Annotated in this window: 24 protein-coding genes and 1 tRNA gene; 17 read left to right on the top strand and 8 right to left on the bottom strand. The window is 49.6% G+C overall.

What is annotated here, in order from left to right:
• Positions 1 to 44: 44 nt before the first annotated feature.
• Together LHL18_RS11510 and fldB are read right to left on the bottom strand one after the other, a co-directional pair.
• Positions 45 to 962 (bottom strand): PEP-CTERM sorting domain-containing protein, encoded by a 918-nt coding sequence (locus tag LHL18_RS11510; protein WP_226767197.1) that lies wholly within the window; start codon positions 960 to 962, stop codon positions 45 to 47.
• 167 nt (positions 963 to 1,129) lie between these two features.
• Positions 1,130 to 1,648 carry a flavodoxin FldB gene (gene fldB / locus LHL18_RS11505; RefSeq protein ID WP_226767196.1) on the bottom strand — a complete coding sequence of 173 codons (519 nt, stop codon included), beginning with the start codon at positions 1,646 to 1,648 and terminating at the stop codon, positions 1,130 to 1,132.
• A gap of 131 nt (positions 1,649 to 1,779) precedes the next feature.
• On the opposite strand from fldB, the gene xerD reads away from it, so the two are divergent.
• Genes xerD through recJ form a run of 3 tightly spaced genes read left to right on the top strand, consistent with a single transcriptional unit; the run spans position 1,780 to position 5,176 of the window.
• Positions 1,780 to 2,697, top strand: coding sequence for a site-specific tyrosine recombinase XerD (gene xerD / locus LHL18_RS11500; protein ID WP_226767195.1), 918 nt, complete (start codon positions 1,780 to 1,782; stop codon positions 2,695 to 2,697).
• A gap of 19 nt (positions 2,698 to 2,716) precedes the next feature.
• Positions 2,717 to 3,433, top strand: a complete 717-nt coding sequence (gene dsbC, locus LHL18_RS11495; protein ID WP_226767194.1) for a bifunctional protein-disulfide isomerase/oxidoreductase DsbC — start codon at positions 2,717 to 2,719, stop codon at positions 3,431 to 3,433.
• 6 nt (positions 3,434 to 3,439) lie between these two features.
• The gene (gene recJ / locus LHL18_RS11490) at positions 3,440 to 5,176 is read left to right on the top strand and encodes a single-stranded-DNA-specific exonuclease RecJ (protein WP_226767193.1); all 1,737 of its coding nucleotides are present in this window, start codon (positions 3,440 to 3,442) and stop codon (positions 5,174 to 5,176) included.
• Positions 5,177 to 5,179: 3 nt separating this feature from the next.
• On the opposite strand, the gene LHL18_RS11485 is transcribed toward recJ, so the two are convergent.
• Both LHL18_RS11485 and LHL18_RS11480 read right to left on the bottom strand, forming a co-directional pair.
• The gene (locus LHL18_RS11485; protein WP_226767192.1) at positions 5,180 to 6,667 is read right to left on the bottom strand and encodes a sensor histidine kinase; all 1,488 of its coding nucleotides are present in this window, start codon (positions 6,665 to 6,667) and stop codon (positions 5,180 to 5,182) included.
• Between the two features lie 24 nt (positions 6,668 to 6,691).
• Positions 6,692 to 7,609: a transporter substrate-binding domain-containing protein gene (locus tag LHL18_RS11480; RefSeq protein WP_226767191.1), complete on the bottom strand. Its 918-nt coding sequence runs from the start codon at positions 7,607 to 7,609 to the stop codon at positions 6,692 to 6,694.
• A gap of 201 nt (positions 7,610 to 7,810) precedes the next feature.
• Here LHL18_RS11480 and prfB point away from each other — a divergent pair.
• From prfB to LHL18_RS11440, 9 genes are all read left to right on the top strand, one after another.
• Positions 7,811 to 8,909 (top strand): peptide chain release factor 2 gene (gene prfB / locus LHL18_RS19870; protein WP_343834817.1). Its coding sequence is split into 2 segments (ribosomal slippage): positions 7,811 to 7,885 and positions 7,887 to 8,909, totalling 1,098 coding nucleotides; the frame shifts between segments, so codons are not numbered across the junction.
• Positions 8,910 to 9,109: 200 nt separating this feature from the next.
• Positions 9,110 to 10,630 carry a lysine--tRNA ligase gene (lysS, locus tag LHL18_RS11475; RefSeq protein ID WP_226767190.1) on the top strand — a complete coding sequence of 507 codons (1,521 nt, stop codon included), beginning with the start codon at positions 9,110 to 9,112 and terminating at the stop codon, positions 10,628 to 10,630.
• 233 nt (positions 10,631 to 10,863) lie between these two features.
• Complete coding sequence (locus LHL18_RS11470; RefSeq protein WP_134051690.1) at positions 10,864 to 11,187, top strand: DUF883 domain-containing protein; 324 nt, start codon at positions 10,864 to 10,866, stop codon at positions 11,185 to 11,187.
• A gap of 10 nt (positions 11,188 to 11,197) precedes the next feature.
• On the top strand, positions 11,198 to 11,683 hold the full coding sequence (locus tag LHL18_RS11465) for a hypothetical protein (RefSeq protein ID WP_134051687.1): 486 nt from the start codon (positions 11,198 to 11,200) through the stop codon (positions 11,681 to 11,683).
• Positions 11,673 to 11,924 (top strand): hypothetical protein, encoded by a 252-nt coding sequence (locus LHL18_RS11460; protein WP_134051682.1) that lies wholly within the window; start codon positions 11,673 to 11,675, stop codon positions 11,922 to 11,924. Before LHL18_RS11465 ends, LHL18_RS11460 begins: the two co-directional genes overlap by 11 nt.
• Before the next feature lie 14 nt (positions 11,925 to 11,938).
• Positions 11,939 to 13,033 carry an AI-2E family transporter gene (locus tag LHL18_RS11455; protein ID WP_226767189.1) on the top strand — a complete coding sequence of 365 codons (1,095 nt, stop codon included), beginning with the start codon at positions 11,939 to 11,941 and terminating at the stop codon, positions 13,031 to 13,033.
• Between the two features lie 312 nt (positions 13,034 to 13,345).
• A complete protein-coding gene (locus tag LHL18_RS11450) occupies positions 13,346 to 15,730 on the top strand; it encodes a TonB-dependent receptor (RefSeq protein WP_226767188.1) in 2,385 nt (794 codons plus the stop codon).
• 37 nt (positions 15,731 to 15,767) lie between these two features.
• The gene (locus tag LHL18_RS11445) at positions 15,768 to 16,472 is read left to right on the top strand and encodes a response regulator transcription factor (RefSeq protein ID WP_134051667.1); all 705 of its coding nucleotides are present in this window, start codon (positions 15,768 to 15,770) and stop codon (positions 16,470 to 16,472) included.
• 2 nt (positions 16,473 to 16,474) lie between these two features.
• Positions 16,475 to 17,695: a sensor histidine kinase gene (locus tag LHL18_RS11440; protein WP_226767187.1), complete on the top strand. Its 1,221-nt coding sequence runs from the start codon at positions 16,475 to 16,477 to the stop codon at positions 17,693 to 17,695.
• Between the two features lie 66 nt (positions 17,696 to 17,761).
• Here LHL18_RS11440 and LHL18_RS11435 read toward each other — a convergent pair whose 3' ends face one another.
• Positions 17,762 to 18,526, bottom strand: a complete 765-nt coding sequence (locus LHL18_RS11435; RefSeq protein ID WP_226767186.1) for an SDR family oxidoreductase — start codon at positions 18,524 to 18,526, stop codon at positions 17,762 to 17,764.
• Positions 18,527 to 18,658: 132 nt separating this feature from the next.
• Here LHL18_RS11435 and LHL18_RS11430 point away from each other — a divergent pair, with 132 nt between their 5' ends.
• Positions 18,659 to 19,576: a LysR family transcriptional regulator gene (locus LHL18_RS11430; protein WP_226767185.1), complete on the top strand. Its 918-nt coding sequence runs from the start codon at positions 18,659 to 18,661 to the stop codon at positions 19,574 to 19,576.
• A gap of 124 nt (positions 19,577 to 19,700) precedes the next feature.
• Here LHL18_RS11430 and LHL18_RS11425 read toward each other — a convergent pair whose 3' ends face one another.
• Positions 19,701 to 20,450: an SDR family oxidoreductase gene (locus LHL18_RS11425; RefSeq protein ID WP_226767184.1), complete on the bottom strand. Its 750-nt coding sequence runs from the start codon at positions 20,448 to 20,450 to the stop codon at positions 19,701 to 19,703.
• Between the two features lie 439 nt (positions 20,451 to 20,889).
• On the opposite strand from LHL18_RS11425, the gene LHL18_RS11420 reads away from it, so the two are divergent.
• From LHL18_RS11420 to LHL18_RS11405, 4 genes are all read left to right on the top strand, one after another.
• The gene (locus LHL18_RS11420) at positions 20,890 to 22,092 is read left to right on the top strand and encodes an alpha/beta hydrolase-fold protein (RefSeq protein WP_226767183.1); all 1,203 of its coding nucleotides are present in this window, start codon (positions 20,890 to 20,892) and stop codon (positions 22,090 to 22,092) included.
• Between the two features lie 99 nt (positions 22,093 to 22,191).
• Positions 22,192 to 22,659 (top strand): hypothetical protein, encoded by a 468-nt coding sequence (locus LHL18_RS11415; RefSeq protein WP_226767182.1) that lies wholly within the window; start codon positions 22,192 to 22,194, stop codon positions 22,657 to 22,659.
• Positions 22,660 to 22,993: 334 nt separating this feature from the next.
• Positions 22,994 to 23,341 (top strand): PadR family transcriptional regulator, encoded by a 348-nt coding sequence (locus LHL18_RS11410; protein WP_134056685.1) that lies wholly within the window; start codon positions 22,994 to 22,996, stop codon positions 23,339 to 23,341.
• Positions 23,341 to 24,282, top strand: coding sequence for an HAAS signaling domain-containing protein (locus LHL18_RS11405; protein ID WP_226767181.1), 942 nt, complete (start codon positions 23,341 to 23,343; stop codon positions 24,280 to 24,282). Before LHL18_RS11410 ends, LHL18_RS11405 begins: the two co-directional genes overlap by 1 nt.
• Before the next feature lie 39 nt (positions 24,283 to 24,321).
• On the opposite strand, the gene LHL18_RS11400 is transcribed toward LHL18_RS11405, so the two are convergent.
• Positions 24,322 to 24,395: transfer RNA gene (locus tag LHL18_RS11400), tRNA-Gly, on the bottom strand.
• An 86-nt stretch (positions 24,396 to 24,481) separates the two neighbouring features.
• Positions 24,482 to 24,961: a DUF4124 domain-containing protein gene (locus tag LHL18_RS11395; protein WP_226767180.1), complete on the bottom strand. Its 480-nt coding sequence runs from the start codon at positions 24,959 to 24,961 to the stop codon at positions 24,482 to 24,484.
• Positions 24,962 to 25,108: the final 147 nt, after the last annotated feature.

The raw sequence follows: 25,108 nt of genomic DNA, 5'->3' as shown, positions 1-25,108 counted from the left end.
AAAAACCACCGCTTATCACGATGGTTTTTTGTGTTGGTTAGAGCTTAGTGTTTACGGCGTAAACGCAGCCCCAATAAACCTAAACCCAGAATGGCTACAGTAGCAGGCTCTGGTACTTGCACCTGTGCTGTGGTTGGGTCACGTAACCACAATGACACGTGAGATAACCCTGGGCTGCTATAGCAAGGACCTACTTCATTCTTCTTGCATTTTTTTTCCATCAGCAAGGTGTCCGACATATCCCAGGTGCCGGTGAAGATGTAGTTGGCGTCCATAGTGCCCAGCACCGGCGGCAAACCAAAATCTGATAATTTAAAGTTATAAATTGCATACTGAGTACCCGATTTAAATACCACTGCAACCTGATCAAAAAATTTATCCATGCCCAGTAAGTCTAATAGCAGTGCGGGGTTAAATTGTGGTGGTTTGTACACCCACTCACCCGATACGGCGTCTGCACTGCAACTGGTAGCTGCACCGTCTTTATCTTTGCAATTTTGCATCGTTAAGATGTCAGATGAAAAGGTATAAGAATCTGCTCCTTTTTTAACAACACCGGCATCGAAGCTGCCTCCCATATCTTGCTTGCCGACGTAAATCCAACCCGGATCTTTAAAGTTACCTTCAAACTCAAGATCCTGCATTTCATTCTCGGCAATAAAAGCGCCGTAATCGGCAAACAGGCTTTTATCATTCAAAAAGCCATGTGTATCATAACCGAGATTATCACCAATACCTTGCGAACTGGCATTAGCGTCATTACCTGCATAAGCACCCAGGCAGGCACTGGCAGGGATAGTGGGATCAAGCGTAATTAAACCTGAACCATTTTGTTTCTGATAGCTTGTTACCTGTACATCCATAATGTCGCAAAGCGCTGTGCCAGCAGGCAAAGCTGCCTGCACATGAAAGCTACCCGCGATTAGTACTGCTGCCAGCCCGAACTGTAAAACGTTACTCATATCCGACTCCTTATCCTTGAGAATCGCGCTGTTTAAACAGCCTGCGCTTGCGTAATAACAGCAATTTCTGTGCCTGAAATAAAATCTGTTAACATTTCATCTGTTTACAAATGTACAGCCGGATTTGGCGGCTTCAATTGTAAACAGAACTGACATATCTAGCTGTTTTATAAGTGCTGAGCAATTTCCTGTAGTACCTGACTAACCCAGTCATTTAGCCTTTCGTCGGTCTGGTCGTACTGGTTTTCATCGTCCAATGCTAAACCGTAAAATAATTCACCATCTGCCGTCAGCGCTTTAGAGGCAATAAAGTCGTAACCTGCCGTTGGCCAAAAACCAATCCGCACAGGCTGTTGTGGTGCTATGGCATCGTGCAGCATGCCGACTGCGTCGATAAACCATTCGGCATAGCCAAGTTGATCGCCCATACCGTAGATGGCGACCATTTTGCCGCCAAGGTTTACGCTGCTGATTTCATCCCAGTGTGCTTCCCAGTCTTCCTGTATCTCGCCAAAGTCCCAGGTAGACAGGCCAAGGATCAGAATATCGTAGTCAGCCATCCGGCTAAGCGGCACGTGTTTTATATTGTGTAGCTCAACGGTATCAGCGCCAATCAGCGCCTGAATTTTCTCGGCCACCATTTCGGTGTAGCAGGTGGTTGAGCCATAAAATAAGCCAATTTTCATACCGTTCTCATTACTGGATTTGGGCGGTAAAAGTGCGCGCAGTGTAGCAGATTCGCGGGTGTTACAAAATCCCGGCTTTGCCGCAGGCGGAGCTTAAGGTACCATTACCGGGGTTTTACAGGCGGACAGATATGGCAGAACAAACAGCCCAACTGCAGGCATCTGATGTTGGGCTTATTACTGAGTTTCTTGATCAGCTGTGGCTGGATAAAGGTGTCAGTGAACACACTCTCAGTGCTTATGGTACTGATTTAAGAAAGTTTGCGCTTTTTCTGGCGCAGCAAAAAAAGAACTTGCTTGATGCCGACAGCCAGCTGCTAAACCGCTATCTGGCGCAGCGCATAGATAAAGCGTTCAGCCCGCGCAGTACGTCCAGGGCGCTGAGCAGCCTGCGGCGGTTTTATGCTTATGTGCATCAAAGTGGCAAAATAGCGCAGAACCCGCTAAGCCAGTTATTAAACCCCAAAATTGGCCGCAGTTTGCCAAAAACGCTGTCTGAGCAGGATGTTGACGCCTTACTCAGTGCGCCGGATATTAACGACCCCATTCAGTTCCGGGACAAGGCGATGCTTGAGCTGTTGTATGCCAGCGGTTTACGTGTATCGGAATTAGTTGGGTTATCGATGCAACAAATTAACCTGCAACACGGTCTGGTAAGAGTAACCGGTAAAGGCCAGAAAGAGCGGCTGGTGCCGATGGGCGAAGAAGCTGCTCACTGGTTGCGGCTTTATCTGCAGCAGGGCAGAGTATTGCTGCTGGGCGGCCAGCTGCTGGATGTGGTGTTTCCCAGTAGCCGGGCGCAGCAAATGACGCGGCAAACCTTCTGGCACCGCATTAAATTTTATGCCAAAGTAGCGCACATTCAGGCTGAGCTGTCGCCACACACGCTGCGTCATGCTTTTGCAACCCATTTACTAAACCATGGTGCCGATTTGCGCGTTGTACAAATGTTGTTAGGCCACAGTGATTTGTCTACGACTCAAATTTATACCCATGTCGCGCAGGCACGTTTGCAAAGCTTGCACCAGCAACATCATCCGCGCCCTTAGGCGTTTAGCAGGAAAGTATATGAAGAAGTTTGTTTTAGCCTTATGCAGTATCGGATTTATCGCCTCAGCGCAAGCGCAGCTAAAAGCGCCGGAGGCCGAATATGAGCAGGTGCGTGAGCAGTTCAGCCAGTTGAATCTGACAGTCAAAGCCGTGGCTGATGCGCCGCTGGATGGGCTATTGCAGGTATTTACCAACAGAGGGCTGTTTTTTACCTCAAAAGACGGCCAGTACTTTATCGAAGGTAATATTTACGATCTGAAAAATAAGGTGTTGGTAAACGATGAACAAATGCGGCCTTATATTCAGAAACAGCTTGCAGCAAGTGAAAACGACACTATTGAATACAAAGCCAAAAATGAAAAGTATGTGATTAACGTGTTTACGGACCCGACGTGTGGTTATTGCCGCAAGTTACACAAGGAAATGCAGCAATATAATGATGCAGGTATCACCGTGCGCTATCTGGCTTTTCCGCGCAATGGCCTGGGTTCTGACACCTATCTGCAGATGCAGCATATCTGGTGTAGCAAAGATAGTCAGTCTGCACTTACCGCTGCAAAAAATGGTAAAGATATTACACCGGCAATGTGCCAAAACCCGGTAAAGGCACAATATGAATTGGGTCAGTCTTTTGGTATCAGCGGTACACCTGCCATTATTCTGCCCAGCGGCCGGTTAATTCCGGGGTATCAACCGGTGAAAGCGTTACTGGAACAACTGAAAACAGATGCATAACCTGTTATGTCTGCAGTAAACCGTTTTATTCAGCGCCGGGCTTTACCCGGCGTTTTACCAACCTTAGCCGGTGTGCAACATCCGGTGTTGCAGCGCTTATATATTAGCCGCGGCATAACCGACATGCGCGAACTTGAGCGTGGTGCTGCGGCTTTATTACCCTTTAACAGCCTAAAAGGCATCGATGCAGCGGTAGAGCTTCTGGTACAGGCATTGTCACAGCAGCAACATCTGGTAATCGTTGGTGATTTTGATGCGGATGGTGCCACCAGTACCGCTGTACTGCTAACCGGCCTCAAAGCGCTGGGCTTTAAGTATGTCGAATATCTGGTACCAAACCGTTTCGAGTACGGCTACGGCCTGACGCCGCCAATGGCCGAGCTGGCTGTCGCGCAGGGAGCCGAGCTGATTATTACCGTTGATAACGGTATTTCTGCTGTTGACGGTGTAGCGCTGGCAAAAAAAGCCGGTGTCAAAGTACTTATTACCGACCACCACCTGGCGGGCAATGAATTACCTGATGCCGATGCAATAGTGAACCCTAATCAGCCCGGTTGCAGCTTTGCCAGTAAAGCACTGGCCGGCGTAGGTGTGGCATTTTATCTGCTGTTAGCGCTTAGAGCAGCATTACGTGAGCGGCAGTATTTTAGTGCAACGCAAAGCGAGCCTAATTTAGCCGAGCTGCTGGATTTGGTCGCTCTTGGCACGGTGGCCGATGTGGTGCCACTGGATAGTAATAACCGTATACTGGTGCACCAGGGGCTGATGCGAATTCGTAGCGGTAAATGCCGCCCCGGTATTCAGGCACTGATTGATGTCGCAAACCGCAATGCGCAAAAGCTCACTGCCAGTGACTTTGGTTTTGCGCTGGCGCCGAGGCTAAATGCCGCTGGCCGGTTGGATGATATGTCACTGGGCATAAGCTGTTTACTGGCTCCAGAGCTTGGGTTAGCAAGGCAATACGCTGCTGAACTGGACAGTTTAAATGTCGAACGCCGGGCGATTGAGCAAAGCATGCAAACTGAAGCTCAGGCATTTTTAAGCCAGTTATCTTTTGATGGCAAGGAGCTACCCGAATGCCTGTGCCTGTATCGGCATGACTGGCATCAGGGGGTGATTGGTATTTTAGCCGGACGGATAAAAGAGCAGTTTCACCGGCCAACGATTGTATTTGCACAAGGCGATGATGGCGAACTGAAAGGCTCAGCCCGTTCAATAAATGGCTTGCATATCCGCGATTTGCTTGAAGAAATTTCTACACAGTATCCTGGTTTAATCAAGAAGTTTGGCGGTCATGCGATGGCCGCCGGGTTAACCATCAGTGCCGAGCGGCTTGATACCTTTAAGTTGGCGTTGTCGTTAACAGCCAAGAAGCATCTGACAGCAGAGCAACTGACTGCCGTCGTTTATACTGATGGCGAGTTGCCGGCAGATTGCTTTGAGCTGGATTTCGCCAGATTGTTGCAACAAGCCGGGCCCTGGGGCCAGGCGTTTCCTGAACCGGTATTCGATGGTGAGTTCAGCCTAATCAGCCAAAAAATGCTGTCAGACAAGCATCTGAAGATGGTATTGCAAACTGCAAGTGGTAAGTTAGTGGACGCAATCTGGTTCAACGCAGACAACAAAGCTTGGCCTGATGTCAACGTGCAAAAAGTACAGCTGGCGTATCAGCTGGATATTAACGAATTTCGCGACAAGCAAAACCTGCAGCTTATCGTGCGGCATATGGTGGCCTGCCAGTAGCTGCTATTCTGCTGGCAGGCTAAACCAGAACAGGCTGCCGCCATCTGGTGGAGCCTCATAACCGGTTTCACCGCCCAGGCGCTGCACAATTCGGGCAACAATCGATAAGCCCAGGCCGTGTCCGTCGGCCTTTTTGGTATCCAGACGGTTGAACTGGGCAAACAGAGCAGTTTGTTTTTCCAGTGCAATGCCGGGGCCACTGTCTTTCACCCAATAGCGGATCTGGCCATTTGGCAGTTCATTAGCCCCCAATACTACTGCCGACGCCTCACCGCCGTATTTAATGGCGTTAGAGATGTAGTTTACCCACACCTGCTCTAACCAGGGCGAGAATCCCATTGCTTTAGGCCAGTATTCGGTAAAACGGATATTGGCATTATGTTCGCTGGCGAAGCTGGATAGGGTGTTGACGGCTGATGCTGCGATGGTTTTGATATCAAGTAATTCAGTAGCGATATTATCAGTGCGGCGGACACTGGCCAGCATTAGCAAGGCATTAATAATGTTATTCATCTTTTCAGCACTGCTATGAATACTTTGCAGCAGGCCGCTGCGTTGTTGCTCAGACAAGGCGCTGGCTGCACCTTGTAATAAGGCTGTCTGCCCCAGTAATGCCGTTAACGGGTGCTTTAAATCGTGCGCTACGGTGTGGGCGTAGGCATTTAACTCGGCATTCTGTTCAGACAGTTCTGCTGATTGTTGCAGTAGCGTCTGGTTATTTTGCTCCAGTTCTTTTGTCCGTTCCGACACCAGTTTTTCCAGATCCTGGCGGTGACGGATTAACTCCATTTCAATTTCAGTGCGTTTGTTTAAATCATCCAGAATATTTTGCCGCATTTTGTTTATCGCCTCGACAACCATATCCAGCTCGTCAGGTTGTCTGGTAGCCGGGCGGTTCAGGCTAAGCGGCTGATCCATATTGTTGCTGTCAAGAGTTGCTGCGTAGCCCGCCATATTTTCCAGATGCCGGCTAATCGCATGACGGAATAAATACAGCAGAATAAGCGCGGCAACCAGTAAAGATAAGCAGGTAGTGATGCTGATGGCGAGGGCTTTGGTTTTAAGCGACTGGTAAATGGCATCATCCATTAGTGCCACTTGCAGCTCACCAAGCAAGTAGTGATCATTGCCGATATGATACTGCAGCGCAAAGCGTCGGCTGTCTAATGCCTGGTTTTTAGCGCTGTTGTTGCGTTGCCAGCGGGTACCGATATCGTCCAGCAAGGTAATACTGCCAATACCTGGCAAGGCTGCCAAACCATCCAGCAGCACATTGATGCGTTGCTCATCGACTGCCCACATGCTCTCTTTCAGGCTGGGAATGTAGCTTTTTTCTATCTGGTCAAACCGGTCCCGCAAAGCGGTCATTTCGCTTTTATAAGTCAGGTAAATCTGTAAGCCGGTCACCATCACTGCCATCAGTGCAGTGAAACTGAGCGTGATAACAACGAAATAGACACTGAGCTTACGTCTAACTTGTGCTATGGGCATCGACTGTCCTTAATACAGGCTGTCTCAGTAGCCAAGCTGTGGATTAAACCATAGCTCTGGCTCTGTCAGCGGTGTCGCCTTGGGCAAATCTGGGTTAGTCAGCGTTACTACAGTACGCGAGTGCAAAGCTGATTTATCAATTGAGTCAGAAAAGTGTTTAAGAAACAAGAGTTTCATACTGCCATCTGCCATAGCTGCCCGTAAACCTTTTTCGATAGCTGCTGCCAGTTGTGGTTTACCATGGCTGACAAAGAAGTACAGTGGCGCAGGGTAGTACAGTGCCCAGTGGCTATCAACGCTAACACCATCTTCGTGGTGCTGTGTTACCTCTGGCCAGATCTCTGTAGCTGAGCGCGGAAAATAACTAATACGTCGGCGTTTTAACATTGAGAACAGGCCACTGTAGCTGGAGCTTGGGAAAACATTGAAACCGTTTTGCTGCAATACATTAAGATCTGGCCAGTCATGGCCTTGACCACTTCGCAGCTGTTTCAGTTCATCCATGCTAAGGCTGTCAAACTTTTGCTGGTCCTGGCTATTGATCAGCAGTAACCGCCAACCCAGCAAACCGCGATCTATTGGGATCCGTATCGGCAATAGCTCTTGTTCGCGCGCAGTGGTGGTAAATGTCCAGACGACGTCTAAATCCCGTTCAAGCTGCACATGCCGCAGCGTGCGGTATTGGCCAAGCTCATGCTTACTGGGCAGGGCAATGTAATTCTCGCCAGAGCGGGCCAGTGCAAGTTTGAGCAGATCAATAGGGTAGTGGCCTCTGGGATCATCAGCCATAGCTTCTGACCAGGCGTAGATAACGGCGGTCTTTTCCGAGCCTGGTGCTTGCTCTGGTGCAGCAAAGGCTGCAGACACCATAAGCATAGCAGCACAGTAGCCAACAATATTAGCTTTGGTCGCCAGCATCAGCATTGCGCTTGGTTTAAACATAACCTGAACAAAGCTTAAACGAACAGAATAGTGCCAAATTATAGAAAAGCCTGCAGAATGTACACCGCATAGTAGACAAAATTAGCTGGAATCATGCTTAATTAAGCAAATATTGCCTACGGATAGCTGCATCAGCAGCAATAAATTTGCTACAATCGCCGCCTATTTTTTCTCTGGCATTTCAAGGTTACAGACAACAGCATGTTTGAAGTTAATCCAGTGTACAACAGCATCAAAGATCTCACTGAACGCACCAACGTGCTTCGGGGGTATCTTTGACTACGATGGCAAAAAAGAACGCTTAGAAGAAGTTTCCCGCGAATTAGAAGATTCTGCGATCTGGAACACGCCGGATAAAGCCCAGGCACTGGGTAAAGAGCGCTCTGCACTGGAGCAGGTTGTTGGCACCATTGATAAGCTGGATCAAGGCCTGGAAGACGTCGAAGGCTTAATTGAACTGGCGGTGGAAGCCGAAGATGAAGACACTTTCGAAGAAGCCAAAGCCGAACTGGCCGACTTAGATAAACAGTTGAGCCTGCTGGAGTTTCGCCGTATGTTCTCCGGCAATCATGATGCAAACGACTGCTACCTCGACATTCAGGCCGGTTCTGGTGGTACTGAAGCGCAGGATTGGGCCAGCATGTTAATGCGTATGTACCTGCGCTGGGGCGAAGATAAAGGCTTTAAACCTGAACTGTATGAAGTTACAGACGGCGATGTCGCCGGTATTAAAGGCTGTACTATCAAATTTAGCGGTGAATATGCTTACGGCTGGCTGCGCACCGAAACCGGCGTGCACCGTTTAGTACGCAAGAGCCCGTTTGACAGTGGAAACCGCCGTCATACCTCCTTTGCTTCGGTGTTCGTGTCGCCGGAAATTGACGACGATATCGAAATTGAAATTAACCCGGCCGATTTACGTATCGATACCTACCGCGCTTCGGGCGCCGGTGGTCAGCACGTAAACCGGACGGATTCCGCGGTGCGTATTACCCACTTGCCCACCAATATCGTGGTGCAGTGTCAGAACGACCGTTCACAGCATAAAAACCGTGACAATGCCTATAAGCAACTGCGTGCCAAACTGTACGAGTTTGAGCTGCAAAAGCAAAATGCAGAAAAGCAGGCACTGGAAGACACCAAGTCGGATATCGGCTGGGGCAGTCAGATCCGCTCTTATGTACTGGATGACTCGCGTATCAAAGACTTACGCACCGGTATCGAAACCCGTAATACCCAGTCGGTATTAGACGGCGATCTGGACAAATTTATCGAGGCCAGCTTAAAAGCCGGCCTTTAATTGTTGATACACACTTTTTAAGCGTGAACCGGTTTAGCCTTAGCTAACCGTTGAAGGCATGGATGCCGGAACTGAGCCTACATGGATGTATCCACGGCGTGTTGGCGTGGTTAAACCGGTTCTTTAGCGTAGCTCACTGACAGGCAACAGCCTGTAGCAAAGATTTAACTAAAACTTCGACATCAATCAGGAAATACACTATGTCTGACCAACAGCAACAACACGACGAAATTCAGGACGTAAACAAACTGATTGCTGAACGAAAACATAAGCTGGCGCAGCTACGCGAAGACGGCTTTATGTTCCCGAATGATTTTCGCCGTGAGCATATCTCTGATGAAGTTCTGGCCAAGTACAACGACTTAAGCAAAGAAGAGCTGGAAGCGCAGAAAATTGAAGTCAGCCTGGGCGGCCGTATGATGACACGCCGTATTATGGGTAAAGCCAGCTTCACTACACTTCAGGATATGGGCGGCAAGTTCCAGGTTTACGTGGCGCGTGACAGCCTGCCTGAAGGCTTATACAACGACCAGTTCAAAAAGTGGGATTTAGGCGACATCTTAGGTGTTAAAGGCCACTTGTTTAAAACCCAGACTGGTGAGCTGACAGTATGGGCGACTGAAATCCGCTTATTAACCAAGGCGCTGCGCCCGCTGCCGGATAAATTCCACGGCTTAACCGATAACGAAGCCCGTTACCGCCAGCGTTATTTAGATCTGATCTCAAATGATCAGTCACGCCATACCTTTTTAGTGCGCAGCAAAACGGTGGCTTACATCCGTAAGTTCTTCAACGAAGAAGGCTTTTTGGAAGTAGAAACGCCAATGCTGCAGGCCATTCCAGGCGGTGCGTCAGCGCGTCCGTTTGAAACGCACCATAACGCACTGGATATGCAAATGTTCCTACGTATCGCACCAGAGCTGTATTTAAAGCGTTTAGTCGTCGGCGGCTTTGAAAAAGTGTTCGAGCTAAACCGTAACTTCCGTAACGAAGGCGTATCAACCCGCCATAACCCGGAATTTACCATGCTGGAATTCTACTGGGCCTATGCCGATTACAACGACCTGATGGACTTAACTGAAAAGTTATTCCGCGGTTTAGCGCAGCACGTACTGGGCAGCACTGAAGTGCCGTATCAGGGTGAAGTTTTCGACTTCGGCAAGCCGTTCGCGCGCATGTCGGTAACCGAATCGATTCTGCACCACAACCCACAAATTACTAAAGAGCAGCTGGCCACGCGCGAGTCGGTAGCAGCACTGTGCAAAACACTGCACATTGAAGTTAAACCAAACTACGGCCATGGCCGGCTTTTAATGGAAGTGTTTGACGAGCTGGTAGAAACCAAGCTGCGCCACCCAACCTTCATTACCGAGTACCCGGCAGAAGTATCGCCATTGGCACGCCGTAACGACCATAACCCGGAAATTACCGACCGCTTCGAATTCTTTATCGGTGGTCGCGAACTGGGTAACGGCTTTAGCGAGCTGAACGATGCTGAAGATCAGGCCGAGCGTTTCCGCGAGCAGGTCGCTCAAAAAGACGCCGGTGACGACGAAGCCATGTTCTATGATGATGATTTCGTCACAGCACTGGAACACGGCTTACCGCCAACAGCAGGTCAGGGTATCGGTATCGACCGCTTAGTCATGTTACTGGCCGACGCCGCCTCAATCCGCGACGTTATCCTGTTCCCGCATATGCGTTTACATCACGATAAATAAACTCGTCTTAATAATCAGAAAAGCCAGACCTCGTGTCTGGCTTTTACTTTTCTTACCCTGTAAAGATTACTAAGCGCGGGTAACTTCTACAGTCTATTATGTCTGTTTTTTACTGCGTATTTCTATAATATGTTGATTTTAATTAATTTTATTAATGGCCTGACCATTGCAACAACTATTCTGCATCTGGCAGCACTTAGGCTGCCGTAACGTTGTTTAAAAGGAGGCATCACATGGCCAGTTCACAACAAACAACCGCTAAAACCAGCACTATAGGTAATGGTTCGTTAAATGCGCCGGTTACCGAGCGGGCTTCAGAGGCCGCGCATCATGCGGTAGATAGTATGGCGATGAAAGCATCTGCAGCAGAAGATACGCTGCGTAAAACTGCGGCGACATCGAAAGAGGCTATCTCGCATAAGCAGGAAGAGATTAAACAGCAACTGCAAAGCAGCTACAGCAAAACCCGTTCTCTGGCAGAGCAGAACCCGCTGGCGACAGCAGGCATTGCCTTTGTTGCCGGTATGCTGGTAACCACTTTACTGCGTCGTCGCTAAGGCTTTTGCCATGCAATGCAAGGAAGCCGCTCAAGCAACAGCGCAGGCACCCGGAACTGCACCGGGTGCAGCTCAGCCTGATGCTGATAAAACGGTGTTGCAAAGTGCGGTAAACCAGATTTCAGAAATGGCTGCACTGAGTTGGTCGGTGTCTGAGCGTTATGCTGAGCAAATCAAATTATCGGGTCAAACAGCAAAAGCTGAGTTGAAGTTAACAGGGCGCAGCCTGACTGTTGCTGCGGGTCTCATTGTCTGTCTTGGTGCAGGCATGGTACTGATGTGGTTCAGTCTGCTGCTGGCGTTAGGATATGTGATTTTTCACTTTTCCGGATCAGTGCTGTTAAGTTCTGCGGTATTGATGGTGTTGCAGCTCGCCGTGCTTTATTGGTGCTGGCGCAGCCTGGATTATGTGTTATCACAAGTTGGGTTTGGTGAAACCTGGCGCCAACTGAAACGCTTGCTGTTAAAAGCTGAAGGAGCATCTGATGCTGATTGATAAATTACTACGCCACCGCCGGTTGGAAGTAGAGCGGCTGGCTCAGGAAGGTCATCAGCGGCAAAAAGTGTTGCAGGCGGAAAGCTGGTTGCTACAGCAGCGTGCTAAAAGCTTTATTGGCTCGGCGCCGGGACTGACGTTAAGTTTCAGCGCGGGTGTATTGTTTCAGCTGCGGCACAACAGTGCCGTTAAAACCTTGCGCAGTGTTATTGGCCTGCGCTGGCTAAGGTCATTGCTGTAAGCCGGCAGGATCGAATGACAGCCTATTCCGCTCAGCAGCGCCGCTATGCTTCTACTGTCGCCATGAAACTGATGGCGCTACTGGCACTGTGTTACACCTTTTACTTCTGCCGCGGGCTGATTCTGCCTCTGATGATTGCAGCATTTTTTGCGCTGTTTGCCGCACCGGCGGTCAGGCTGCTGGGAAAATGCTATCTGCCAAAACCTTTAGCTGCAGCGTTGATCATCATGGTAATGCTGGCGCTAGCAGGTGCTGGCATTAGTCTGCTGTATGAACCCGCAGCCCAGTGGCTGGAACGTTTACCGCTGCTGGGTTCACGCTTAGCTGAGCAGGTGGAAGATGTTACCGCTTCTATTGACGTGCTAAAAGACAGTGTGGCGCCGGGTAAGTCCACTACCGAATCGATAAAGTCGGCGGTAAGCAGTGGTATTATGCCGTTACTGTCTGTATTGGCGCAGACTACAGCGATTATGTTGTTTCAGCTTGCCGCTGTGGTGATGTTTACCTATTTCTTTCTGGTCTTTGGTGACGCTTTGCTGCGCAATATGGTGCGGGCCTTGCCATCGCTTCATGCGAAGAAAAACCTGCTGTCTACCTTTCATGCGGTGCAGGATGACATGTCACATTATGTGCTGGTCGTCAGTACAATTAATGTGGGGCTGGGGTTAGCCACTGCGCTGGCGATGTTTCTGCTGGATGTGCCGGATCCGCTGCTATGGGGCACTTTGGCTACCTTGCTCAACTTTGCACCTTATGTTGGCCCTTTGGTACTGACGGTGCTGCTGACCGGAGTTGGCTATTTTGAGTATCAGCAAACGGGGCAGATCTTAATGTTGCCGGGTGTGTTTTTACTACTGAATGTGATTGAATCGCAGCTTATTACCCCTCTGGCGTTGGGCCGGCGTTTTAATATGAACCCGCTGGTGCTGGTGATCTGGATGTTTATCTGGGGCTGGATCTGGGGTGTTGTCGGCGTACTTATCGCGATTCCGCTGCTGGTTTGCCTGAAGATTATAGCGCTGCACTTACCTGAAACGCCCAGCTGGCTGGTGGTGCTTGATGCCACAACAACCGATAAAACGACGCTACCGGATTTACGGGAATCGTAACCTTTTACAGGTATCACCTTGTTGTAACCTTGCAATTCTCTGTTTGTTTAATTGGCAAATGTTTATTCAGATAACTCGTGCAAAGCCAAAAAGCAGGGTCACGGCATTTCCGCCTCAAAAGCCAACTTTCGCCGCACAAGATATCAAGCCGCCGGCTCCTGACCAAGCTTTCACCTCTTAGCGACATTTTAGTCACAATAGCTTTGTTAACCTGCCTGCGTTTCATCAAAACATACAGCGGATTGTTGGAGGACAACATATGAGCACGCAATTGGGGCAGGTATCGAGGTTAACTGTTGGAGGGGGCGTAATATGAGCCGGCAGTTAAGACAACTAATATGGCTGACGCTATCGGCGTTGCTGTTGAGCTGGCCATTTCTTAGCCAGGCAGCAGAGGCGCCCGGTGCGCTGACGATCATCGTCAAAGATCAAAATATTGACCGGCCACTATCAGACGTTCAAATCACGCTAACCGAGCGCGAAACGTCAGCCACGCAAACCTTAACCAGTGATGCCCAGGGGCGTATCGTGGTAGAGCAGCTTGACCCGGGGCTTTATTCTATCAACCTGAGCAAAAGCGGTTTCGCGTCGGTGTATGAGCCAAGCGTGCGGGTGGTAACGCGCAAAAATATTAAGGTAGCTTTCGAGCTGAAACCGCAAGCTATTGAAGTAGTAGAAGTCAGGGCGCAGCAAACGGATACCTTTGCCTCGGGCTCCAGCACCTATCTGGACAGAGAAACGCTGCGCAGTGCTGTCGGCGGTGGCGCAGACCCGTTGCTCTCGCTGGATGGTTTGCCTGGCCTGGCCTCTGCCAGTGAATTTGCCAGCTTTAGCGTACGTGGCCGTGGGCCACGGGATAACCTGATATTTGTCGATGACTTTCCGTTTGATAAAGCGGTGCACTTTGATGCCACGCTGGGCGAAGAGGAAGATGTTGGCGGTGGTGGCCGGTTTTCGATCTTCGCGCCCAATGTCATAAGTGGCGCAGAATTCTCGCCAGGTGGCTGGGGCGCGGCCTATGGTGGCCGGGCGGCATCGTTACTCAAATTAGACGTTGCCGACGGCAACCCCAGCCCGTCGGCCAGTTTACGGCTTGATCTTGCTGGCTATGAAGTAGGTTACGACGGCCCGGCCGGTATCACGGATGATGCCACTATGCTGGTGTCTGCCCGCCGGCTGGACTTCGGTTCCTTGTTTGAAACCATTGACGAGCTGGACATTGGCGACCCGGTGTTAAGGGATGTCATCGTCAAGTCGGTGATCCCGGTAAACCAAAACCACACTGTTGAAATTCTGCTGGTCGATACGCAGGAAGATTATATCCGCGATGTCACGCACGTGTTCGCCTCGCCCAATTTTGAAGATGCTGCATTGCTGGATTTCAAGCAGGACAGCGATTTATACGGCATGACACTGCGTTCATTAATCGGTGACAAAGCGGTGCTGACCAATAAACTGTACTATCGCAAAAGCGACAAGCTAAGTAGCGAGGGCGAGGCCTTTCCTGATCAGGTACCTGAAGGCTCGCCGGCATCCAGTTTCCCGCTGCGGGAGGACATTATTACTATCGCTGAAGATGAAACCGAGATTGGCTGGCGCAGCGATTATGAGACCGTGAATAAATGGGGGCTGTTCAGTGCCGGTGTGCGCTTAACACAGATTGAGCTGGACTACAGCACGGTGCTGGATGGTGATTGGATCCGCTTTGTTTATGACGACGATGATTTCAGGGCTGACCCGCAGCAGCGCTATATTGTGCTGGAGCCTGAAAGCATCAATTCGGCCTTAAAGCAGAAAGAAACCAGCTACGCCGGTTACGTCGAGCAGGTATTTCAGTTTGGCGATTGGGATGTTGGCACCGGCTTACGGCTTGAACGCGATGGCTTTGCCGATGAGGGCGTGGTTGCGCCCAGGTTCAGCGTGAACTGGCAGCCAGGTAAAAAAGTCCGATACTTTGCCAGCGCCGGGCTTTATCATCAGTCGCCACGTTATTTAGAGCTTGCCGCCAACGCATCGAACAAGCTTAAGATGGAAAAAATCAGCCACAGCAGCATCGGGTTTAAATATTTCCCCAGCAGCAACTGGTCGCTGTTAACTGAGGCCTATTATCAGAGCCTCGACGATCTGGTGGTCGACCTTGACCGTGCCAGCGGCACCTTTGCCAATATCGGTGATGGCAGCTCATACGGCGTCGATATCGTGGTTAACGGCACTATTTTTGAAGGACTGTACGCCAGCGCAACCTATTCGTACAACGACGCGGTTGTCGACCGTAAAGACGGGCGCGGGGATGTAGCGGCGGAATTTAACCGCAAGCATGTTGCAACGCTGGGCCTGACCTGGGAAATCAGCGACCGCTGGAAAGTCGCCGCACGTTATAAATACCTTTCCGGAGCGCCAGATGATACCTTTGTTATTCACGCAGACGTCTTGGGCCCGGGACAGCCGCTACGCTACTCAAAAGAGATCACAGAGCGTAATGTGGGCCGCAAAGACAGCTCCGGCATCCTGAACGTTCGCGTTGACTACCGACGCGCTTTTGGTCCGATAGATGTCACCGCCTTTTTGGATGTGATTAACGTGACGTCTGCCTCGTCCAGCGATGATACCGAGTTTGACTATCGCCGTGGTGTGTTGGTGCAGGACGACAGTGAAGCAGAACCGTTAATTGGTTTGCGACTGGACTATGCCTGGTAGACAGGCATGGCAGATGGGCAGGTAAGGGGAACAACTTATGGTACAGGCGCTTGCGACAATGCCGGTCAGATTACTGGTTGTCGAAGACAACCGCGACATCTGCGATAACATTGCCGGTTATCTTGAAAAGCATAGCTATGTGCTGGATTTTGCCTATGACGGCATCAGCGCGATGTACCTGGCAGTAACTCAGCCGTTCGACGTTATCGTGCTGGATCTGATGTTACCGGGCATGGATGGCCTGAGTTTCTGCCACAAGCTGCGCACTGAGGCCAAAGTTGAAACGCCGGTGCTGATGCTGACCGCGCGCGACACGCTGGACGACAAACTTAAAGGCTTTGCCGCCGGGGCTGACGACTATCTGATTAAACCCTTTGCGTTGCAAGAACTGCATGCGCGGCTGCAGGCGCTGTACAAGCGTAGTCACGGCAAAACCGACAACCTGCTAAGCGTGGCCGATTTGACGCTGAACAAGTCCACTTTGCAGGTGCATCGGGCAGGCCGGCGGGTCGAGGTTAACCCGGCCTGTCTGAAGCTGCTGCAACGTCTGATGGAGCAGGCGCCATCTGTGGTGATGCGCGATGAACTGGAAACTTTATTATGGGCAGACGAGCGGCCCGATGGTGATGCGCTGCGCTCGCATATGTATAAACTGCGCCAGGCGATTGACCGGCCGTTTGATCGCCCGCTGATCCACACCGTGCATCGTATTGGCTACCGCATTGCAGAGGATACAGAGTAAAAATGTACCGCCACAGTTTACGTAAGCGCGTCGCCATTGCCTTTGCGATCTGCGTGGCAGGACTGAGCATTGTCTGGGGCTTTGCCTTTTTGGCTGCTGTCAGGCTGAGTGAAGATCGGGTGCTGACACAGCAGCTTGAGCTGGCTGCGCAAAGTTATCCTGTAATGCCGGCTAACCTGCGTGGTTACGAAACGGTTGCCAGCTTGCCGCAATCGCTGCAGGCATGGGCGCAAACCAACCCTGCCGTGGGAGTGTACGAATTTGAAGCCGAAGAGCTGCATGTAACGGTAATCAGTGCCGGTAAAGAACAGCGCGCCTATGTTGTGTTCGACGTGGCCGGTATCGAGGCTGCCTCGTCTGAGGACTGGTGGTTACTGCTGGTTATCGCCGGTGTTGTGGGTACGCTTGGAGTGCTTGGGTTTGGCCTTGGTGTGCTGGTAATGCGCAGGGCCGTCGCCCCTGTGGTGCAGCTGGCCAAAGCAGTGGCTGACATCGACGTTGAACATATATCAACCGAAGATTATAAACGCGTTGAGTCCAACCGTTTTGGTGATGATGAAGTGGGTGTACTTGCTGCGACGATTGAAAAGACGTTGGAGCGGATCAGCGCCTTTGTCGCCAGAGAACGCTACTTTACCAGTTCAGCCAGCCATGAACTGCGCACACCCATTACGGTTATTACCGGCGCGCTGGAGCTATTGGAGCAAAGCGAGCTGTCACACAGCGATGCCAGAGCGCTGGATAGGGTGCGCCGTGCCACGCTTGATATGAAGACCACTATTGAAATGTTCTTGTGCCTGGCCCGTGAAACCGACGACGGTTTGTATCAAGAGCAGTTTTTGGTAGCTCCGCTGGTTAGCAACGCGATAGAGCTGCAGCGCCACCTGCTAAGCCGAAAACAGGTCGCTGTTGATATCGAGCATCTTGCCAACCCCAGCGTCTGCGGCCACCCGCAGGCGTTTGCTATAGCGGTGAATAATCTGGTACGAAATGCATTCGAGCATACGCTGACTGGTCAGGGGCCCATTACCATCCGTATTGACGCGCGCGAACTGCTGGTCGCCAATCAGTTAAGTAGCACTGAGCAGCATTCACCAACTGATGCTTCATCTCACGGCTATGGTTTGGGGCTTGGCATAGTAGAGCGCCTGTGTGAGCGCAACGGCTGGTCGTTCTCACTGCGAGCAGATAAACAACGTGTAGTAGCCCGTCTGTCCTGGTGAAGACGGGCTCTGTGCAATGAAGATACTATTAATATCAACGTGACTTGCAAGCTATAACGCTGCCACTCAGCTGCGTGTGATCGAAGCACCGCCGTCGATCAATGACGCCGTGCCGGTAACAAAAGAAGAATCATCTGACGCCAGATACAATACTGAGCGTGCCAGTTCTTCCGGAGTGGCAACACGTTTTAAGGCATGTAACTGAGTTACAAAAGCCTGTGCTTCTGCACTGTCATTCATACTTCTGTACATTGGGGTATCAACTGCACCCGGCAATACCGCGTTCACCCGAATATTTTGCGGCCCGTATTCTGCGGCTAATGCCTGGGTTAAACCAATCAACCCTGCTTTACTGGCAGCGTAGGCCGCAACCCCCGGAAAAGCAAAACTGTAACCGACAAAAGTCGACGTAAAAATAATCGAGCCGCCGCCTTGCTTTAGCATTTCAGGTACCTGATGCTTAGCCCCCAAAAAAGCACTGGTCAGGTTGGTTTGTACTGTGTCAGCAAAACCCTGTGCGGACACGTCTGTACTGGCGCCCATTTCGCCTAAAGTACCAGCATTGTTATAGGCAATATCCAAACGTCCATACTGGCTGACCGCTAACGCAACCAGCGCTTTTGTGTAGTCTTCAGATACCACATCGCCTGCCAGTGAAATGGCTTCGCCACCTGCGGCTTTTATTTCCGCTACCAGACTGGCCAGCTCATTTTCGCGTCGCGCACCAGCGACCACTTTTGCACCTTCACGGGCGAACAGCAATGCTGTTGCACGGCCAATGCCTGAACTTGCACCTGTGACTATGGCTACTTTACCCACTAATTTTTGCATGATGTATTCCTCAGATTTAGTTAAACAAGGCCATCTGACCTGCTGGGATCTACTATATTGAATAGCTTTTTGTGGAGAAAGGTGGAGAATGTGAAGGTATTATTCATCTTTTATGAATTAAACGGTGCTGGAATGGACAGACTACGGGCGTACGAAATATTTATGACGGTGGTGAGCCGGGGCAGCTTCAATAAAGCGGCGGATCTGCTTGATACATCGCCGGCGAATGTAACCCGCTATGTGAATGATCTTGAAACCTATTTAGGCTGCCGGCTGTTGAATCGCAGCTCACGTAAGCTGTCACTGACAGAGAGTGGCGAAGCGCTGTTCGAACGTTGTAAGTCGATACTGGCAGATGTAGCAGAAACGGAAGCGCTGGTATCTTCTAATTCTGTCAAGCCGCGCGGGCGCTTGCGAATTAACGCACCTTTAAGTTTTGGCATTTTACATCTGGCGCCATTGTGGCCGGAGTTTATCCGCCGTTATCCTGAGGTGGAGCTGGATATTTCACTGATTGATCGGGTGGTCGACATAGTGGAAGAAGGCTATGACTTGGTTATCCGTATCTCCCGCGCAGGTTCAGTTAACCATGCAGCACGTAAACTGGCCAGTTCACACAATGTGTTATGTGCCTCTCCGGCGTATTTGCAGCAACACGGCTTACCCCATACACCGGAGGATCTAAAAGAGCATGAATGTATCACTTACACCTATTCCGGTGATGAATGGAGTTTCACCGACAATAGCGGCAAACTCCATCAGATAAAAGTAAAAGGCAAGGTGCACACTAACAATGGCGATACGGCACGCGCCATGGCGCTGTGTGGCGCTGGTATTATCTGGCAACCCACATTTTTGATAGGCCCAGATTTAGCCTCCGGAGCCTTGGTGGCCTTACTGCCTGACTACAAATTACCTGACATCGATGTGCTGGCTATGTATCCGAGCCGGCGGCATTTAAGCGTTAAAGTCAGGATGATGATCGACTTTCTGGTAGAAGCATTTGCCGGAACCGCCCCGTGGGATAAAACAACAGATAACAAAAACTAAGCTAACGCAGCCTGGCTAAGCCTTTGACTGAAAAAATGCGTTAGGGTGTTAATTCGCTACTAGCCTGGTGGGGTATTTACTTAAACTGCAGAAAAACCAGGGCCTGTTTTCAGGCCCTGCCATTTTATAGTTGACTCATACCACCATCAGCAATCAATTCTGTGCCGACAATAAAGGCTGAGTCTGACGAAGACATAAACAGCACTGTTTTAGCCAGCTCCTCTGAGGTACCAAAACGGTTCAGCGGAATTTGCTCCTGAATAGCCTTTGCCATCTGCTCCAGCTGTGCAGATTCCATCCCTAAACGGCTGTACAGCGGCGTGCTAACCGGGCCCGGGCTAACCACATTCACCCGCACACCCAGCGGCAACAGCTCTGCAGACAACGTTTTCGCAAAAGAAATCAGCGCGGCTTTACTGGCAGCATACACAGAAGAGGAGGGCATGCCGATATGAGCATTAATAGAGCCGTTTAATACGATGGCAGCATCGCGATTCAGTAATGGCGTTAATGCCTGTATCGTAAAGAACGCACCTTTAACATTAACGTTAAAGGTTTGGTCCCACAACGCTTCGTCTATATCCGGCAGCGGGGCAAACTTCGCAATGCCGGCGTTTAAGAAAATAGCATCCAGTTTAATACCCAGTTCTGTCAGCGTACTGGCAAGCTTGCCAGCAGCTTTAATATCACCCTGATCGTTTTGCAAAGCGACAGTGTTGGCGCCAATCAGATGTTTGGCCTGTTCCAATGTTGCCTGATCGCGGCCGGTGATCACTACACGGGCGCCTTCCTGAGCATATTGAATGGCGGTTGCCAAACCAATGCCGCTGTTGCCACCTGTCACTAACACTGTCTTGTTGGTAAATCTGTTCATAAATAACTCCGGTTCTGTTGGGTTTGGCTGTCGCGTCTACTGTTGTGAACTGCGCAGCATGCTAAAAAAATCTACCCTACATGCGATGAGTAACTTAAGTCACAAGGCTAACTCGTAGGCAGTGAGTGAAATATAAGCAGTCAGCATTTCTTAAACAAACCCCAAAATATTGATGGTTAATTCAGTTTTTATGAACGATATAAGAATATGTAGAGCGTCAGGTAATTCTGGGATCCGGTTTTATCAAGGGCCTTATAGTGAGTGGGTTGGTGTACGTAATAGCTGAACGCTGCGGCCTGGCAGCTTAGCGGCAAGAGCGGACGTAACAACTAACTTTGTTATAGCTCTCAAATTCAGTATATGGCTACGGCACGAAGTCTTTCAATATATGCACCTACATGCTAACTTCGTGAAACATATGGAAATAAATGGAAAAATAATGAGGAAAAGTAATGCTGTTAAAAGAATAGCTACTTTTATAGTTTTCTCGGTGCTGACTTCGTCTGTTGTCGCTCAGCAGGCATCAGATTCGAATGGAGAGTACAAGTTACTGACAGATACACTGCATTCTGAAGTTCTCAATGAGAACCGAACTATTACAGTACAACTTCCCAAAAGCTATGGGAGTGCGCCGGATAAGAAATATCCGGTTATCTATCGGCTTGATGGTAAAGGCAATATTCCGCTAATTACTGCGGTTTTAGAAAGACTGCAAGACGCAAACGCTGCACCTGAAGTTATCATTGTTGCACTTGAAAATACCGACAGGCTGAGAGATTTATATCCAACAATCAATCAAGAACCACAAGGGCCGGTTGGCATCGGTGGTGGCGCGCCAAAGTTTTTAAGTTTTATAGAAAACGAACTTATCCCTTTCGTCGATAAAAAATACCGAACTCATAACTTTAAAGTCATTGCGGGTGCCTCCGCTGCCGGCGTATTCGTGCTTTACGCTTTGCAAACCAATCCAGAGCTTTTTCAGGCACATCTGGCTTACAGTGCAGCGGTTTGGTGGAACTACGGGGCAACGGCAAGCAGTACTAAAGCATTCATGTCTAACACAAAAAATTTAGACAACTATTTATATATGAACATCGGTGAAGAAAGCGGCTTTATGAGAGAGCGCTACGATGATTTGCAAAACTTCATATCGTCCAATACGCCCAGCGGCTTAACCTTTATCAGTGAGAAGTTCGATGCTGTATCACACGGTTTAACGTCAGCTGCTGGCATTTTTAATGCCTATCACAATCTGTTTTTACCGTTACGGATGCCAATACAAGCCTATACCGGCGACACCCGCTCAATCTCAGATTATTACAACCGGCTATCAAAGCAATATGGTGAACAGACACCTCCGCCGGAATGGGGGGTTCGTGAATTGGGTTACAGCTTCGTAAATAATCGCAATCTCGACGAAGCGATAAAGCTTTTTAAATACGGTATAACGCTCTATCCCGAAAAACCAGACGCATATAACGGTCTGGCTTATGGGTACGAGCAGAGTGGGAAGTACGAAGAGTCACTCGAACAGGTAAACAAAGCGCTGGCCTTATCGGGCGAAGGATATGATGGTTATGAAGTTTATCTTGCGCGTAAAGAGCGACTACTTAAACTGCTGGCTCATTCGAGACAACCGTAATTAAACTTCCTTCATCATAGGAGAACTATTATAGCTACCTCACCGAGCAACAGCTGCACTCACCCCAACTGCAAGCTATAGATGGATAAGGAAACTATCGTGAAAAAGGTAATTACATTTCTTTTGCTTTCCCTCTTTTCAGTTTCCGCAGGCGCGGACACTGTTCTGTCTGAAGAACAACTAAAGGATTTAACGCAACAATTTATCGCTGCAAAAAATGCTCGCCAGCAACCTGATTCTACTGCAAAAGATGTAGAGTATTTTCTGTCGTTTTTGGCCGAAGAGTTCCTTGATGACCATGTAAAGTTCAATGTTATAGTTTCCAGCAAAGAAGAACTGCGAGAACGTATGCTCGCGAAATTAAAAGACAAAATACTTTTCAGTAACATAGATATTCTAGAAATAATGACCGGCCGCAATGTTACCTTTGTAAAATTCAAAGAACACGTCAAAGGACAACCAGGTCACATGGATAAACCTATTGAGTACACTGCCATTAATATCATGTCTTTAGAATTCAACGATAATGGCAAAATAAAGCATATAAGACGCCACCATGGGCTGTAATTGTTCGTCCAATAGGCGCAGTCACAAATGGCCACTACGTGGCCTGAATCTATCACGGGGCTGACTACGCTGCGGCAGCCAATTAGCCAGGCTTCCTACTTCTAATTATCTTCATCCCGAGCATTTTTAAATTTGTAAATGGTCGGCGCGTTTAAACTCGCTCTACCAGTTTTGCAAAAATACCTCATCGTTAGAACTGGATTCCAGAATTATCTGACGCTCAACACAGTTGATCTTTTTTTAAGCAAAAACTTGCCTTTTTACTGTATGACGCATAGTATATGCCGTATGGTGTGCGTCGCACAGTATGCGATGCACAGTATAGGGAGAATTTATGACGACTGCACAACTAGACAAAATGCGGCTTGAGCTGCGCCGGGGTGTGTTGGTGCTGGCGGTGCTGGGCTCGCTTAAGCAGCCGCACTATGGCTATTCATTGCGCAAGCAGTTGCAGGATGGCGGTATAGACATTGACGAAGGCACGCTGTACCCGTTGATCCGCCGCCTGGCTGATCAAGGCTTACTGGACAGTGAATGGCAACAGGGAGAGGGGCGTGAGCGGCGTTATTACCAGTTATCAGAGCTGGGCACGACGCTGCTGGCACAGCTGACAGATGAATGGCAACACCTTAACTCAGCGCTGGCAACTCTGCTGGGTGGTGCAACTGAGGAGAAACAATAATGGAATTGGTTAAACGTTATATTGCTGCAGTGCAGCGTGAGTTACCCGATACCAAGCGTGACGAAATAGGCCGTGAGTTACATGCCAACATTATGGATCAGCTTGATGCGTTACAAGAGCAAAAGGGCCTGCTGACGGACTTTGATATTGCCGCGGTACTAAAAAGCATGGGCCACCCACGCGCCGTTGCCGAACAGTTTGTGCCACCCCAGCCGCTTATCAGTCAAAGTTATATGCGGTTATACAAACACACCTTATTTATGGTGCTGGGCATACTGTTTTTACTGCAGGTTGTTGATAGCACTTCTGCCTGGCTTAGTAGCCAGATGGGGCTGATTGGCTATTTACATAGCCTGGCCAGTGGTTTTATCGAGGATGTGGTGCTGGCTTTTACCAGTATCACGGTCGCATTTTGGATGATGTCGCGCTACAGCCCGGCTCAGGATCGCAAGTACCAGCAAAACTGGCAGCCAGAGTTATTACCCGAAGCAGGCCCGGGATGGCAGCATATTCCGCTGCAGGATATTTTTACCGATTTGGCGACTTACCTGTTTTTGCTGATCGTGATTTGGCATCCACTGTGGTTATCGCAGGAGCAACTGGAAGCCAGCCGGTTTCTGCTGACCGACAGTGCGCATCAATGGTTGAAATGGGCCAGCCCATTGCCACTTCTGGGCATTGCTAATAGCCTGTGGCAGCTGCGGCAGCGGCTGTGGAACAAGCAAATGCTGATTGCCAATGTGCTGCTGAATGCTGCGTTTGGCATCGCCATATTGCTGCTCGCAACGGTGGACCCTTTGTTAAATCTGGATCCGGGTGCCTGGCAACGTGTGTTTGAACTGCATCAGCTGGAACGTGCTGCGGTAACCGGCTTAGTGATTACAGCCATGTTCCCGCTGTGGGAAGTGCTGCGTGATATCTTACGGCTACGAAAAGGGTAAGTTTCAGGCTCTGGCTGGCCCGTACCTGGGCCAGCAATGTGGAGCGGGCGATGGGAATCGAACCCACGGCTCTAGCTTGGGAAGCTAGGGTATTACCATTATACGACGCCCGCATCAGTTACTGCGCTAACTTACTGTAGCGCAGTAAAGCACGCAACCGGCTGGCATAAATTTTTTTCCTGGCCTGGCGTAAAACACGCTAAAGCGTTTTTAGTTCATCATTTAAACGGTCTATCTCAGCATCAACTGCTCTGACATCCGTATCATACTGTACTGCTATTGCCGCCATTTCTTCTGACAGGCTGTCTTCCCACACCGCGCCTGCCAGATTATTGTTGGCAGAACGTTTAGCGCTTTTCAGTTTTGCTATTTTGTTATCGCGCTGGCTTTGCAGCCTGGCCTTATCCGATTTCAACCGGTTTATGGCAATACGCAAATCCCGCTTCTTTATCGATTCACTTAGCCGGTCCATCGTCGCCTTTGCTTCTGCCGCCGACTGATTAGTTTGTGGCTGTGATGTGCTGCTAAGCTGTTCTGTGGTGTATTCTGTGATCTGTGCATCGTGGTTGCACGGAATTTGACTGTAAGTTATGACACCATCAATATCACACTTATACACGTTTGCAGAAGCCAGAGCAGAAAAGGCCGTGGCAAGGATTAGGCAAGAGGTCATTTTCATTTTGATAACCAATAAGATAAATTAAACGCCATTAATACTATGCAAATAGGTACAAAATTTCATCCATCGCTGCATTTAAATGCCGGATGTTTTTCTGTCAGCCTGGCAAGACAGTGTTACTGTTTAGCTGCGGATGCCACTGCCGTA

The organism is Rheinheimera aquimaris (assembly GCF_020531985.1).
Lineage (GTDB): Bacteria > Pseudomonadota > Gammaproteobacteria > Enterobacterales > Alteromonadaceae > Alishewanella > Alishewanella aquimaris.
Note: the sequence above shows the minus strand (reverse complement) of the source record. Positions and strands in the feature narration are given on the sequence as shown.